9 protein-coding genes and 1 pseudogene are annotated in these 14,345 nt (G+C 73.0%); 4 read left to right on the top strand and 6 right to left on the bottom strand.

Annotation, left to right across the window (positions count from 1 at the left end; genetic code table 11):
* Positions 1-156: 156 nt before the first annotated feature.
* The 5 genes from rsgA to ACFVTC_RS32380 all read right to left on the bottom strand — a co-directional run bounded on the left by rsgA (position 157) and on the right by ACFVTC_RS32380 (position 6,624).
* Entirely contained in the window at positions 157-1,227 is a 1,071-nt protein-coding gene (gene rsgA, locus ACFVTC_RS32400; RefSeq protein ID WP_390132030.1) for a ribosome small subunit-dependent GTPase A, read from the bottom strand.
* A 382-nt stretch (positions 1,228-1,609) separates the two neighbouring features.
* On the bottom strand, positions 1,610-3,094 hold the full coding sequence (locus ACFVTC_RS32395; RefSeq protein WP_390132041.1) for a cellulose binding domain-containing protein: 1,485 nt from the start codon (positions 3,092-3,094) through the stop codon (positions 1,610-1,612).
* Between the two features lie 267 nt (positions 3,095-3,361).
* Positions 3,362-4,717: a radical SAM protein gene (locus ACFVTC_RS32390; protein ID WP_390132029.1), complete on the bottom strand. Its 1,356-nt coding sequence runs from the start codon at positions 4,715-4,717 to the stop codon at positions 3,362-3,364.
* Between the two features lie 72 nt (positions 4,718-4,789).
* Complete coding sequence (locus ACFVTC_RS32385; RefSeq protein ID WP_390132028.1) at positions 4,790-5,452, bottom strand: pyridoxamine 5'-phosphate oxidase family protein; 663 nt, start codon at positions 5,450-5,452, stop codon at positions 4,790-4,792.
* A 164-nt stretch (positions 5,453-5,616) separates the two neighbouring features.
* Complete coding sequence (locus ACFVTC_RS32380; protein ID WP_390132027.1) at positions 5,617-6,624, bottom strand: hydroxyacid dehydrogenase; 1,008 nt, start codon at positions 6,622-6,624, stop codon at positions 5,617-5,619.
* Between the two features lie 179 nt (positions 6,625-6,803).
* Between ACFVTC_RS32380 and ACFVTC_RS32375 the strand changes: the two genes are divergently transcribed.
* The 3 genes and pseudogenes from ACFVTC_RS32375 to ACFVTC_RS32365 all read left to right on the top strand — a co-directional run bounded on the left by ACFVTC_RS32375 (position 6,804) and on the right by ACFVTC_RS32365 (position 12,388).
* Positions 6,804-8,054 (top strand): FAD-binding protein, encoded by a 1,251-nt coding sequence (locus ACFVTC_RS32375; RefSeq protein WP_390132026.1) that lies wholly within the window; start codon positions 6,804-6,806, stop codon positions 8,052-8,054.
* Positions 8,055-8,206: 152 nt separating this feature from the next.
* Positions 8,207-9,469, top strand: a complete 1,263-nt coding sequence (locus ACFVTC_RS32370) for an ROK family transcriptional regulator (protein WP_390132025.1) — start codon at positions 8,207-8,209, stop codon at positions 9,467-9,469.
* A gap of 13 nt (positions 9,470-9,482) precedes the next feature.
* A pseudogene (locus ACFVTC_RS32365) lies at positions 9,483-12,388 on the top strand (glycoside hydrolase family 2 TIM barrel-domain containing protein).
* 66 nt (positions 12,389-12,454) lie between these two features.
* On the opposite strand, the gene ACFVTC_RS32360 reads toward ACFVTC_RS32365, so the two are convergent.
* Positions 12,455-13,318, bottom strand: coding sequence for an NAD(P)H-binding protein (locus ACFVTC_RS32360; RefSeq protein ID WP_390132024.1), 864 nt, complete (start codon positions 13,316-13,318; stop codon positions 12,455-12,457).
* 91 nt (positions 13,319-13,409) lie between these two features.
* Here ACFVTC_RS32360 and ACFVTC_RS32355 point away from each other — a divergent pair, with 91 nt between their 5' ends.
* A complete protein-coding gene (locus tag ACFVTC_RS32355; protein WP_390132023.1) occupies positions 13,410-14,147 on the top strand; it encodes a TetR/AcrR family transcriptional regulator in 738 nt (245 codons plus the stop codon).
* Positions 14,148-14,345: the final 198 nt, after the last annotated feature.

The raw sequence follows: 14,345 nt of genomic DNA, 5'->3' as shown, positions 1-14,345 counted from the left end.
GGTCTGGGGGCGAAGCCCCCCGGGGGGGGTCTGGGGGCGAAGCCCCCCGGGGGGGCTGGGGGCGCAGCCCCCGGGGGGGGTCTGGGGGCGGAGCCCCCGGGGCAGGCGAGGGGCGAGCCCGGCCCGGACACCACCCCCGCCTGCTCAGACCCAGTGTCAACGGCCCCGTTTGGCCTCCATGGCCGCCTTTCCCTCCGCCCCCCGCCGCTTCCAGTCCCGCCGGATCTCCGCCCGCAACCGCGCGTCGGTCTTCGCGACGATGCGCTGGTTCTCACGCAGGAGCTTGCGGTAGCTGTCGAGGCGTCGCTCGGGCAGGGCGCCGGACTCGACGGCGGTGAGCACCGCGCAGCCGGGCTCGGCGACGTGCGCGCAGTCGTGGAAACGACAGTCCGCGGCGAGTTCCTCGATCTCCGAGAAGACCTGCCCGACCCCGGACTCGGCGTCCCACAGGCCGACGCCGCGCAGACCGGGTGTGTCGATGAGGACGCCGCCGCCGGGGAGCGCGAGAAGGTTGCGGGTCGTCGTGGTGTGGCGGCCCTTGCCGTCCACGTCACGCGCGGCCTGGACATCCATCACGTACTCGCCGATCAGGGCGTTGGCGAGGGTCGACTTGCCCGCGCCGGACTGTCCGAGGAGCACGGTCGTGCCGCCGGAGAGGACGGCCGCCAGTACGTCGAGCCCCTCCCCCGTGCCGGCGCTCACCGGGAGTACGGCGACCCCCGGCGCGGTGGTCTCCACGTCCTGTACGAGGTGACCGAGGGTGACGGGGTCCGGGACCAGGTCGGCCTTGGTGAGGACGACGACGGGTTGCGCGCCGGATTCCCAGGCCAGCGCGAGGAAGCGTTCGATGCGGCCGAGTTCGAGTTCCACGGCGAGCGACACGGCGACGACGACGTGGTCGACGTTGGCCGCGAGGATCTGTCCCTCGGAGCGTTTGGAGGAGGTGGAGCGCACGAAGGCGGTACGGCGCGGCAGATACGTGCGTACGTAGCGCGGGTGGCCCCCGGGTTCGACGGCGACCCAGTCGCCCGTGCACACGACCCGCAACGGATCGTGCGGGGTCACGAACGCGGTGTCCGCGCGCAGGACACCGTCGGCGGTGACCACGTCGCACTGCCCGCGGTCGACGCGGACGACCCGCCCGGCCAGCAGCCCCTCGGCGTCGTACGGGGCGAACTCGTCCGCCCAGGCGTCGTCCCAGCCGTACGGCTGGAGAGGGTGTGCCACGGGGAAAACGGAGGAAGTCAAGGGAAACCCTTCACAAGGGTGGCCCCGGCACGCGCACTCGGGCGCGAGGAAGGTGGAAGGTCAGCCGGCGGCCACGGAGGTGGACTTGATGAACTTCTGGATGCGGGCAGCGCCCATCTCAGTGACAGCCATCGGTCACACCTCCTTCATCGCTCAGCCGGCAGCGGCGGCCGACGGCCACCGTGTGAAGCGGTCCTCACTGTATAGAGAGCCGATTCTCGGCGCCACCGGATATTTCCGCTCCGGCACGGCACCGGACCGGCACACGTCACCGCGGGCCGGAGGTGGGCCCATGCGACCGCCCTCCCGGCCGCCCTCCCCGACCGGCGCCCTAGACCGGCGCCGTCCAGCAGACGCCCCCTCAACCACCGTCGTCACAGCGGCTGTTGTTGAGGGTGAAGCCGTGCGGGGCCGAGTTGGCGCCGCTCCACGAGCCGAGGAAGCCGAAGGCGAAGGTGCCGTTGGCGGCGACGGATCTGTTGTAGTCGGCGGCGGTGGCCGTGACCCTGGCGTCGTCCTGGGCGAAGGTGCCGTCCCACATCTGGCCGACGCGCTGGCCGTCGTCGAAGGTCCAGCCCAGCCGCCAGGTGCCGAGGGCCTCGGCGGAGGTGACGGTGACGGTGGCCTGGAAGCCGTCCGGCCACTCTTTGACGATCTCGTACTTCACCTCGCAGTCCGCCGGCGCGCTCTTGGTGACGTCCGCCGGCCGGTGCGACTTGTCCGCGGGCTCGGAGGACTCTCCCTGGGCCTCCGGGTCCGAGCCGGCCTCCGGCCGTGCCGTCGAGGCCGCGGTGGCGGTGGCCGTGGCGGGCGAGCCCGACGTGGCCACCGGGAGGGAAGGCACGGGCTCCGCCACCGGCTGCCGCTCGTCCGGCGCGCCGGACGCGGGCGTACCGCCGCCGTGGGAACCGCCGAAGGGCATCAGGGAGACCGTGAGGGTCAGCGCCGACACGACGGCGGCGGCCACCAGGATGCCGGTCCGGCCGATCCGGGGCCGGACCGGCCCGCCCTCGGCGAGGCCCGTGTCCACCGTCGCGTCCGTACGGCCGCCGGCCCGTCCCGCCTCCGCGGCGCGGCGCCGCCGTTCCAGATACGCGAGTCCGCCCCAGCCGATCACGCCGCCCGAGATCGCCGCGGGCAGCCCACCGCCGTGCAGCCGCAGACAGGCGGCCGCCTCGGCGCACCGCACGCAGCGCGCGAGATGCCGCGAGAGGTCCCCGGGGGTCTCGGCGCCGGACGAGCGGGTGACCGCGTCCAGGAGCCGTGCGTAGCTGCGGCAGTCGGCGTCCATCGGGGTGTCGAGGTGGTTGCGATGGCAACGGTCCCGGAACAGCGCCCGCACCTGGGTGAGTTCGGTACCCACGGACGACGGGTCCAGGCCGAGCCGCCGGGCCACCGCGGGCAGCGGCAGCGATTCGACCTCGGCCAGCCACAGGAGGGCGGCGTCCGGCTCCTGCATGTCCTGCAGGCCGCGCAGCGCGACGGGGCGGTGCAGCGGCGGACCGGTGTAGCGCGCGGCCTTCTCGGAGTTGAGCCACAGCCGCAGGTCGGGGTCGAGCCGGTGGCCCAGGCCGCCCGCCTCCCAGGCGGCCGCCGCGGCCCGGACCGAGGTCAGCATCAGGGGAATGCGGGGCAGCCGGAGCACCCTGCGGCCGGTGCCGGTGCTCTTCGATGCCGCGGTGGCGGCGCGCAGTTCGGTGATGCCGTGCGTGAAGGCCTCGGTCGCCAGGTGCGTGGCCGCGGCCGAACCGGACGTGCACAGATCGGCGTACGACAGGACCGCGTCCCAGCACTCCGAGAGCAGTGCGGCCTCGGCGGCGTCCTGGGGGGTCGGCAGGTCGGGCATGGGGGGGTCCTGCATCAACTGCTTCCATGTGCTACGTCAAAGAACGCAAATTCCAACTCGTCTTCTGTACTGGAGAGTTGGTAGCCATCTCAACGACGGGGCCCGAGCCTTTCACGGTTTCCGCACAACTGACAAGCGAGGCATTCAATTCATGCGGCGGTCGATCACGGTGTCCCTCGGGGCACCGCGACCGGTCATGGCGCCACGCAAGGGCCTCCCTCCCGTGGTACGGGAGGGAGGCCGGAAAGTCTCGGTCTCAGGCGGATCTCACGAGACGGCGGACCCACTCGTGTCGGCGGCCGCGGGCTCCAGCGCCGGAAGGCTGTCCATGAAGGAGCTGACCGAGAAGACCGCGTTGCCCGGTCCGGGCGGGCCGTATCCGGGCGGGGAGGACAGCCCGAAGTCGTCCATCGTGGAGCGGTACGCCTCCAATAGGCGGATGTGGTACTCGAGCGGCGCGCCCTGGGGGTTGGCCTTCCCGAGGGGGGTCGTCGGCTCGGGGCACCAGGTGGTGAAGCGGGGGGTGATGCCGTGCGACATGAAGAAGCGCAGCCCCTCGGTGGTCGAGGCGATGGCCTCGTCGACCGTGGTGAAGCCGAACGGCTCGGCCATCTCCACGCCCGCCACGAAGTTGGGGATGACGTTGCGCGCGCCGAAGATCTCCGCCGAGTCGAGGATCCGCCGGTGCCACTCGTCGCGGCCGACGTAGCGCTCCTTGCCGGGGCAGTAGAGCTCGAAGAGACGGCGGTCCCACACCTCGTAGTTGGGGTGGTAGATCTGCACCCCGTAGTCCTTGAACCGCTGTACGTCGTCGCGCGGCAGCGCCTGTGCGACGACCTTTCCGATCCACCGCCCCGGGAACCGCTCCTCGATGGCCTTGGCGTAGTGCCCGTAGAAGTCGGCCTCGTCGCGGCCGGCGACCCGCGAGGTGATGGCGCCGCCGGTGAGGGTGTACGCGGTGGACGCCTTGGCGGTGTCGTACCGGTCGATGATCTCCAGCGCTTCCAGGACCTCCTCCACGTCCTTCACGCCGGTGTACGGGCGTCCGGCCGCCTTGTGCTGGCGCCAGTTGTGGTTGATGTCGCAGTACTGGCACTCCTCCTTGGCACCGAAGTACTGGCAGACGCGGAAGACGGTGAGGTAGATCAGGTAGCCCCACTGGATGGTGGGAGCCACCTCCATCACGGACTTCCCGTTGGAGAGGGTGTGCCGGTAGTACTCGGGCATCGGCGGCACGCCGACGTCGGAGATCCGCTTGCCGTCGAGGTACAGCCCGAGCATGCCGTCCTCGTCGGCGGCCACCCGGTACGGCGAGGCGGGGTTGACGCGCACGGACACGACCGTCCGCCGCAGGTCGTACGGGCCGCCGGTGAGGATGATCTCCTCGGGCGGACGCCTCAGGGCCGCCTCGCCCAGCTCGGGCAGGGTGCCGTGGTCGAAGGAGAAGATGAAGTACGACTTGGGCTTGACGTCACCGGCCGCCTCGTTGGTGGTATCGCTCAGCGCCGAGGCGTCGAAGGCCACACCCCCGCGGAGCAGGTCCTCCTTGAAGACGGCTTCCCGCGGTACGTGCGGGAACCGCTCCATCAGATCCTCGACCAGCGCGGTGCGGCTGCCGCCCATCCCGTTCTCCTCGCTCCCGGCTCGTGCCGAGCCCTGTGGCTCGACTCCTCACGGTATGCCCCTGCCTGCGCGTCAGCCGTGCCGGGTCCCCTCGCGTCGCGCGATGTGCGCGGGCGCGACCAGCTCGGGCGGCAGCAGCGGGTCGGGCTCGGGTGCGCCCCAGACCGTCGTGAGCGGCAGCGTCCCGGCCCAGAGTCCGAGCGCCGCGTCCGGGCCGTCCCCGTCGCCCGGGGCGCCCGTACGGATCTTCACGGAGGCCTCTTCCAGGGAGAGGGCGAGGAGGGGGGTCGCGGCCAGTTCCCGGCGGCTCGGGCGGCGGGCGTAGGCCCACTGGCCCGGCGTGGCGTGCTCGGTGAGCCGGCGCAGTCCCTCCGTCTTCTCCTGCGGGTCGGTCACCTTCCGCGGTACGCCGTGGATCATGGCGCTCCGGTAGTTCACCCCGTGCTCGAACACGGACCGCGCCAGGACGAGCCCGTCGACGTGCGTGACGGTCACGCAGACCGGCGACCCCGCCGCCAGGCTCCGGCCGGCGACCGACCCGTGCACGTACAGCGACTCCTCGTCCCGTCCGTAGACCGTCGGCACGACCACCGGGCGGCCCTCGACGACCACCCCCAGATGGCAGACGAATCCAGCGTCCAGGATGGCGTCCAGCTCGCCCCTGTCCAGGGAGCCCTGCTCGCGCAGACGGCGGTGGCGGGTGAGGTCGGTCTCGGGGAGCGGATTGTGGACCATGAAGCGAATATTACCGATAGCGCAGACATGGATCCATAAGTCGACGGAATCAGCAGCCACGGATGTCATTTTCGACGGAATCCGTCACTGCTGCTGACTCGCACCGACGCCTGCGGGAAGCCCTCACCGCGGTCACGCCCGCCGGCGTCCCCGGCGTCCCCCCGTCACGCCATCCGCCCGAGCTCCCGTTCGTCCACGCGGAACTCCGGCACCCGGCCGGAGACCAGCCGCTCGGCCTCCCCGACCACCACCAGGCCGAGCCGGGCGAGTTCGTTGCCCTGGGAACCCGCGAGGTGCGGCGTGACGAAGGCGTTCGGAAGGTCGTACAACGGGGAGTCCGCCGGGAGCGGCTCGGGCTCGGTCACGTCGAGGATCGCCGCGATCCGCCCCGCCCGCAGCTCGTCGGTCAGCGCGTCGTGGTCGACGAGCGAGCCGCGCGCGGTGTTGACGAGCACCGATCCGTCCGGCATCAGGGCGAGTTCGCGACGTCCGATCAGATGCCGTGTCCCGGCGGTCTCGGGTGCGTGCACGCTGACGATGTCGCTGCCGCCGAGCAGCGCGTCGAGCGGCAGCAGCGCCACCCCGAGCGCGGCGGCCCCGGCCTCGTCCACGTACGGGTCCGCGAGGCTCACCCGCAGATCGAAGGGCCGCAGCAGTTCGATGAGGCGGCGGCCGGTGCGCGAGGCCCCGATGACGCCGACACGGCGGCCGAGGTTGCCGATGCCGGGGACGACCCCCTGGTGCGGGAACATCCGCTCGGTGCGCAGGCGGTCCCGGTACGCGAAGACGTTCTTGCCCGCGAGCAGGATCATGGCGAGCGTGTACTCGGCGACGGGCAGCGCGTTGGCCCCGGCCGCCGAGGACACCACGAGCCCCCGCTCCCAGACCGCGGGCGTCACGAAACCCTTCACGGAGCCCGCGGCGTGCAGCACCGCACGCAGTTCCGGCGCCCCTTCCAGCACGGCCGCGTCCAGCGGCGGGCACCCCCAGCCGCTGATCAGGATCTCGGTCCCGGCCAGCGCCTCGCGGACGGCGGGCCGGGTGAAGTCCTCGGCGACCACGCCGGGATCGATGTCGACGAGGTCCCGCAGCCGGGCCAGCACCCCGGGCGGGAAGATCCGCGGCACGTTCTGCGCGGTCATGGCGAACATCGCGACGGGGCGCTCGGACAAGGAGTCGGCCTTCCGGCTCGGCGACCTCGGGGGAAAGCGTTCTCTACGTTAGGCGGCGCCACGTGAGAGGGTCAATGGACGGGCCGCCGGGACGCCCGGGGCGACGAGGTAGTTTCCAGCAGTGGCCGCCGCGCACCGCACGGCCACGAACGGCGACTCCCCGGAGAGGGACGACAGGAATGACCAAGCCCCTGACCAACTGGGCCGGAAACATCACGTACACCGCCGAGGAACTGCACCGGCCGCAGTCGCACGACGCGCTCGCGGCACTGGTCGCGAAGAGCGACCGGGTGCGGGTGCTGGGCAGCGGGCACTCCTTCAACCGGATCGCCGACCCGGGCCGAGGCGGCGTCCTGCTCTCGCTGTCCGCGCTGCCCCCGGTCGTGGACGTCGACACGACGGCGCGTACGGTCCGGGTCGCGGGCGGCGTCCGCTACGCGGAGCTGGCGCGCCGGGTCCACGAGCACGGGCTCGCCCTGCACAACATGGCCTCGCTGCCGCACATCTCGGTGGCCGGGTCCGTGGCGACCGGCACGCACGGCTCGGGCCTGCGCAACGGCTCGCTCGCCTCGGCCGTCCGCGAGGTGGAGCTGATCACGGCCGACGGTTCGGCGCTGACGATCGGCCGCGAGGACACCGGCTTCGACGGGGCGGTGACCTCGCTCGGCGCGCTCGGCGTCGTCACCGCGCTCACCCTCGATCTGGAGCCGGATTTCGAGGTGAGCCAGCACGTGTTCACCGAACTCCCGGAGGACGGGACGGACTTCGAGACGGTGGCGGCGACGGCCTACAGCGTGAGTCTGTTCACCGACTGGGGGCGGCCCGGCTTCCGGCAGGCGTGGCTCAAGCGCCGCACCGACCAGCCGCTGCCGGAGTTCCCGTGGGGGACGCCGGCCACCGGGGCGATGCACCCGGTCCCGGGCATGCCCGCCGTGAACTGCACCCAACAGCTCGGTGTCCCCGGCCCCTGGCACGAGCGGCTGCCGCACTTCCGGGCGGAGTTCACCCCCAGCAGCGGGTCCGAGCTGCAGTCCGAGTACCTGCTGCCACGCCCGGACGCGGCGGACGCGCTGCGCGCAATCGGCACGATCCGCGCGATCGTCGCTCCGCTGCTGCAGATCTGCGAGGTGCGGACGGTCGCCGCCGACCGGCAGTGGCTGAGCCCCGCCTACGGACGGGACACCGTGGCCCTGCACTTCACCTGGGTCGAGGACACCGACGCCGTACTGCCGGTGGTACGGCGGGTCGAGGCGGCGCTGGAGCCGTTCGATCCGCGGCCGCACTGGGGCAAGGTGTTCACCGTGCCGTCGGACGTGCTGCGCGGGCGCTATCCGCGACTGGACGACTTCCGGGCGCTGGCCCGTGCGACGGACCCGGCGGGCAAGTTCGCCAACGCCTTCGTGTCGGACTTCCTCCACCCCCTTTCCTAACCCCTTGTCGAACGCCTCTCCCCGGCCGTAGCCTTGCGCCGCGCCGGGGCTCACGCGCCCCGTCCCGGGCCCCGGTCCGCACCGTACGTCACGCGTCGGCGACGACCGCCCGGGGCCCGCTCGTGGTTCGGAGGACCGACGTGGCAAGGCCCGTGAAGCGCACATCACGCGACATCCGCACCGCGAACCGCTACGAGGTACTGCGCCAGATCATCGCCGAGTCCCCCACCTCCCGCCAGGAGTTGGCGGCGGCCACCGGGCTCAGTCTGGCCACGGTCGCCACGCTCGTAGGCGAGTTGCTCGGCCTCGGGATGCTGACCGAGGTCGGGTTCGAGGACTCCGCGGGAGGCCGCCCGCGGGGTCTGGTCGCGGTCGACGCGTCGGGGGGCGCGCTGATCGGCGTCGACATCGCGGAGACCTACGTCCGTGTGGAGCTGTTCGACCTCGCGCTGAACGTGCTCGCCCGCGCCGCCGAGGACATGCGGCCCGGCGGGAGCCGCCCGGATCAGGTCGTCGGACATGTCGTCACGGCCGTGCGATCGGTGGTCTCCCAGGCCGGCCCCATGGGTGCGCGCGTCCTCGGTGTCGGCGTGAGCGTGCCGGGTCAGGTGGACCGCGACACCGGGATCTCCGCGTACGCCCCGAACTGGGACTGGCACGACGTACCGCTGCTCGACCTGCTCTCCGAGCACCTCGCGTACCCGCTCCACCTCGACAATCCCCTGCGCGCCTGCACGGTCGCCGAGTTGTGGTTCGGCGCGGCCCGGGGGCGCGGGGACGCGGTCGTGGTCGATCTCGGGACCGGGGTCGGTGCCGGGCTCGCGCTCGGCGGCGCGCTGCACCGCGGGGTCAGCAACAGCGCGGGCGAGTGGGGCCATACGACACTGGTCCTGGACGGACGGCCCTGTCACTGCGGCAATCACGGCTGCGTGGAGACGTACGTCGGGGCGCCCGGCATCATGCTCAGCCTGCGTGAGTCGCACCCGGGCAGTCCGCTGCTGCGCCCCGGGGACCAGACCGCCACGATCGACGCGCTCGCGCGCGCGGTCGCCGCCGGCGATCCGGTGGCGGTCGAGGTCGTCCGGGACACGGCACGTCACCTCGGCGCGGGCATCGCGGTCCTCGTCAACCTGCTGAACCCGGAAGTCGTGGTGCTCAGCGGCTGGGTCGCCGCCGCGCTCGGTGAGCCGCTGCTGCGCGAGGTGCGTGCGGCCGTCGCCCGGCACGCGCTGAGGCGGCCGCTGGCCGCCACCGAGATCGTCCTCTCCCCCGTCCCCGGCGACCCGGTCTGTCTGGGCGCCGCCACCTTCGCCCTGGAAGGGGCCCTCGACGCGGTGGGGCTCGGACCCGTGCACGGCAGGACCGCCGTGCGCCGCTCCGTCCCCGCGCGAAGCCGTACCGCACCACTGTCCTGACACCGGGAGACCCATGTCCTTCCGCAGTCCGCCCAGGTTCCCGGCCGCGCCCGGCCGCGAGGAGCATCCGTCCGCCGTCGACTACGTCGAGGACGTCACACCCAGCGGCGAAGCACTCCCGCCGCGCGCCCGGTACACGTCCTCGGACGCCATGTCCCTCTCACTCAACGGCAGTTGGTGCTTCCGGCTGTCCTCCACCGCCGACGCGCAGGACGACTCCTTCGCGGCGGAGGGCTACGACGCCGCGGACTGGGCCCGGGTGTCCGTGCCCGGCCACTGGGTGCTGCAGGGACACGGCGCGCCGATCTACACCAACCACCGCTACCCGTTCCCGGTCGACCCGCGCACGTACCGACCGAGAACCCGACCGGTGACCATCTGCACACCTTCGACCTGCCGTCCGGGTGGCCCGCAGACGGCGCGGCGGTGCTGCGCTTCGACGGAGTCGAGTCCTGCGCCCGGGTCTGGCTCAACGGCACCGACGTCGGGGAGTTCAAGGGCTCACGGCTGCCGCACGAGTTCGCGGTGGGCCATCTGCTGAAACCCACGGACAATGTGCTGGCCGTCCGGGTCCACCAGTGGTCGGCGGGCTCGTACCTGGAGGACCAGGACCAGTGGTGGCTGCCCGGCATCTTCCGTGACGTCACACTGCTGCACCGTCCGGCGGGCGCGGTGCTCGACTTCTTCGTGCACGCCTCGTACGACCATGCCACCGGCACCGGGACCCTGCGCGTCGACTCCGACGTGGACGGGCGGGTCACCGTGCCCGCCCTCGGCATCGACATGGCGACCGGCGAGTCCGTGACCGGACCGGTCCGGCCGTGGACCGCGGAGACACCGCGGTTGTACGACGGGATGCTGGCGACCGGGGGCGAGCGCGTCCCGCTGCGGATCGGCTTCCGCACGGTGACCCTGGAGGACGGCCTGATCAGGGTCAACGGCACGGCGATCCTCTTCAAGGGCGTCAACCGGCACGAGTGGCATCCGGAGCGGGGCCGGGCCCTGGACCTGGAGACCATGCGCGCGGACGTGCTGCTCATGAAGCGGCACAACATCAACGCCGTCCGGACCTCGCACTACCCGCCGCACCCCGCCTTCCTCGACCTGTGCGACGAGTTGGGCCTGTGGGTGATCGACGAGTGCGATCTGGAGACCCACGGCTTCGTCGCGCAGGCCTGGCGCGGCAACCCGGTGGACGACGACCGCTGGACCCCGGCACTGCTCGACCGCGCGGCCCGCATGGTCGAGCGGGACAAGAACCACCCCTCCGTCGTCGTCTGGTCACTCGGCAACGAGGCCGGCACCGGCCGCGGGCTCACCGCGATGGCCGAGTGGATCCGCGGCCGGGACCGCTCGCGGCTCATCCACTACGAGGGCGACCACGACTGCCGTGACACGGACCTGTATTCACGGATGTACACCGCCCACGACGAGGTCGAGCGGATCGGCCGGGGCCTGGACGGCGGACCGCCCGAACGGCGCGGGCTCCCGTTCGTTCTCTGCGAGTACGGCCACGCCATGGGCAACGGCCCCGGTGGACTGGCCGACTACCAGCGCCTGTTCGCCTCCCACGACCGCGTCCAGGGCGGCTTCGTCTGGGAGTGGATCGACCACGGCGTCAAGGACGGGCGGTACGGGTTCGCGTACGGCGGCGACTTCGGCGAGGAACTGCACGACGGGAACTTCGTCTGCGACGGACTGGTCTTCCCTGACCGGACGCCCTCGCCCGGACTGACCGAGTTCAAGAAGGTGATCGAGCCGGTCCTGATCGACGGCCGCGGCGCGGACGGCACCGTACGGATCACCAACGCCCATGACTTCGCGGACCTCTCCGCGCTGGCCTTCACCTGGTCCTTCCACGCCGACGGTGGGACCGTCGGGGCGGGCCCGCTGGCCGTGCCCGCCCTGGCCCCGGGCGAGTCGGCCGTGGTGAAGCTGCCGGAGCGGCCCGCCGTCGGCGGGGGCGCCGAGACGGGGTGGACGGTACGGGCACTGCTGGCCGCCGACACGGCGTGGGGGCAGAAGGGCCACGTGGTGGCCTGGGCCCAGGTCCCGGTCACCGGGCGCGCGCCGATCGCCATGACCGCCGGTGCGCGTCCGGTCCTCGGCGACGGCCTGATCACCCTCGGGCCCGCCGCCTTCGACGCCCGTACGGGTGCGCTGCGTTCGGTCGGCGGGGTGGCGGTCACCGGGCTGCGTCTGGACGTGTGGCGTGCGCCGACGGACAACGACGACGGTGCCGCCTGGCAGGCGGATCCGCGCCTCGGCCCGCTCTGGCGGAAGCTGGGCCTGCACCGGATGCGGCACCGCCTGGAGGCGGTGGAGGCGGGCGAGGACGCGCTGACCGTACGGACCCGGGTGGCGCCCGCGGCGACGGAGGTGGCCCTGCGTACCGCGTACCGGTGGACGTCCGACGGGACCCGGCTGCGGCTGACCGTGTCCGTGGCCCCGGAGGGCGACTGGACGCTGCCGCTGCCCCGGCTCGGGGTCCGGTTGGGGCTCGCGGGCACGGCCGACCGGGTGAGGTGGTTCGGCGGTGGCCCCGGCGAGGGATATCCGGACACCAAGTCCGCTTCGGTCGTGGCCCGTTGGGAGTCGACGGTCGACGGGCTCCAGACGCCGTACGTCCGCCCGCAGGAGAACGGCGCCCGCCCCGACGTCCGGTGGGCGGAGATCGGCGGACTGCGGGTCGACGGCGAACCGGAGTTCTGGTTCACCGCGCGCCGCTGGACGTCGGAGCAGCTCGACGCCGCCGGGCACCTCACCGACCTGTCGGCGGGCGACACGGTGTGGGTCAACCTAGACCACGGCCAGCAGGGCATCGGCTCCCAGTCGTGCGGCCCCGGTGTACTGCCGCCCTACCGACTGCCCGCCGCTCCCGCGGAGTTCACCTTCCTCTTCGCGGAGACGGAGGGCTGACCCCGCACAGGGGCCGTGGCGGCCCGGTCGGGGCGGGTCTTCGTGGGCACGCGGGCCGAGCGGACGTCAGCGGGCCCCTGTGAGCGCCGGCCTCAGGACGTCCGCCAAGGGGATCGTGGGCCGCCCGAGAAGCCGGCCGAGCGTGGGGTCGGCGGGCGCGAACCCGCCCTGGCGGCTCGCGGCGAACAGGCCCACGAGCAGGTCGGCCGTCGGTTCGGGGAGCCCGTGCGCGACCAGGCCCGCGCGGTAGTCGGCGTCGGAGACGACGATCCGGCGGACCGGGCGGCCCGTCAGCCGCGAGGCGATCTCCGCGACACCGGCCAGGTCGAGCGCCTCGGAACCGGTGAGGGCGGGCGTCACCCCGTCGGGGCCCGCCCCGGTGAGCGCGAGCGCCGCCGCCTCGGCGAGGTCGGCGTGGGCGGTCCAGGCGACGGGTCCGTCCTCCGGCGCGACCAGTTCACCCGTCCGCGCCGCCGCGCCGAGCAGCATCACGGCCGAGGTGGCGTAGAAGCCGTTGCGCAGCGCGGTGAAGGCGACGCCGCAGTCCCGCAGGGCCGCCTCGGTGGCGGCGTGGTCGGGCATCGGGGGGAAGGGCGAGGACGGGTTCGCGCCCATGTGGCTCGTATAGAGGACGTGCCCGGCGCCGGCCGCCACCGCGGCCTCGACGGCCGTGCGGTGGTGGCGGACGGCCGCCTCGCCGGTGGCGTCCGTCGACACGACGAGGACCTTGGCGGCGCCCTCGAAGGCGTGCGCGAGGCTCGCGGGGTCGGCGAAATCGCCGCGCCGGACGCGTACGCCCCGGTCCATGAGGCCGCGCGCCCGCTCCGGGTCGCGCACGCTGACGCCGATCCGCCCGGCGGGCACGCGCTCCAGCAGCTGTTCGACGACCGCCCGGCCGAGTTGGCCGCCGGCCCCGGTGATGATGATCATGATGACCTCCTTGGGTGTTTCCACTGATAACAGAATGACAGTATCACCGGAATCAAAGGAGTGCTAACGCGATTCTGTTATCGTCGGAAACATGGAGAACGTCGACGTCACGCCCCCGGACGGGCACCGCGAGCGCATCGTCACGGCCGCTTCCCGGCTGCTGGCCGAGGGCGGCCCCGAGGCGGTCTCGACCCGGGCGGTGAGCGCCGCGGCCGGGGTGCAGCCGCCGACCATCTACCGGCTCTTCGGCGACAAGGAGGGCCTGCTCGACGCGGTCGTGGCCCACGGTTTCACGGCCTATCTGACCAGCAAGACAGCGCGGGAGCCGACCGACGACCCGGTCGAGGACCTGCGCACCGGCTGGGACCTGCACGTGGGCCTCGGCCTGGCCAACCCGGCGCTGTACACGCTGATGTACGGCCGCTACCGCCCCGGCACGTCCTCGCCCGCGGCCGTCGCCGCCTTCGCGGTGCTGGCCCGGCACATCCGGCGCGTCGCCGAGGCGGGCCGGCTGGCAGTCCCCGAGGACCGCGCCGCGGCCCTCGTCCACGCGGCCGGCTCCGGCACGACGCTGACGCTCATCGCCACCCCCGCGGACCGCCGCGACCCGGAGCTGTCCCGCACCGCCCGCGAGGCGGTCATCGCGGCGATCACCACGGACGCTCCCGCCACGGCGGCCCCGGGCCCCGTCGCGGCCGCCGTCACCCTGCGCGCCGTACTCCCCCGTACCGACGCCCTGACCGCCCCCGAACGCGGCCTCATGGAGGCGTGGCTCGACCGCATCGCCGACAGCGACACCGACACCGACACCGACACCGACACCGACTGAGAACGCTCCCCGGGCGTCTTCGTCACCCGGGTGCTGCGGTCCTTCGCCTCCCGCACCCCGGACCTGCCCGCGCCGAAGGCCGCTCCGCCCGCCTCACCCCCGGCGCCGGACTCGACTCACGGGGGCCAACTCCCCTACCGGACCGCGGCCTCGCCCGCGGAGCTCAGCGGCGCCGGCTCCGCCGAGTTCCCCGGTGAG

Source organism: Streptomyces sp. NPDC057950, from assembly GCF_042887295.1.
GTDB classification, from domain to species: Bacteria; Actinomycetota; Actinomycetes; order Streptomycetales; family Streptomycetaceae; genus Streptomyces; species Streptomyces kaempferi.
This window is presented reverse-complemented; position numbering and strand designations above follow the sequence as displayed.

Bases quoted from the DNA above. Each gene is read 5' to 3' on its own strand.
- ACFVTC_RS32395 (WP_390132041.1), bottom strand. From the start codon at position 3,094: ATGCCCGACCTGCCGACCCCCCAGGACGCCGCCGAGGCCGCACTGCTC.
- ACFVTC_RS32390 (WP_390132029.1), bottom strand. From the start codon at position 4,717: ATGGGCGGCAGCCGCACCGCGCTGGTCGAGGATCTGATGGAGCGGTTC.
- ACFVTC_RS32385 (WP_390132028.1), bottom strand. From the start codon at position 5,452: ATGGTCCACAATCCGCTCCCCGAGACCGACCTCACCCGCCACCGCCGT.
- ACFVTC_RS32375 (WP_390132026.1), top strand. From the start codon at position 6,804: ATGACCAAGCCCCTGACCAACTGGGCCGGAAACATCACGTACACCGCC.
- ACFVTC_RS32360 (WP_390132024.1), bottom strand. From the start codon at position 13,318: ATGATCATCATCACCGGGGCCGGCGGCCAACTCGGCCGGGCGGTCGTC.
- ACFVTC_RS32355 (WP_390132023.1), top strand. From the start codon at position 13,410: ATGGAGAACGTCGACGTCACGCCCCCGGACGGGCACCGCGAGCGCATC.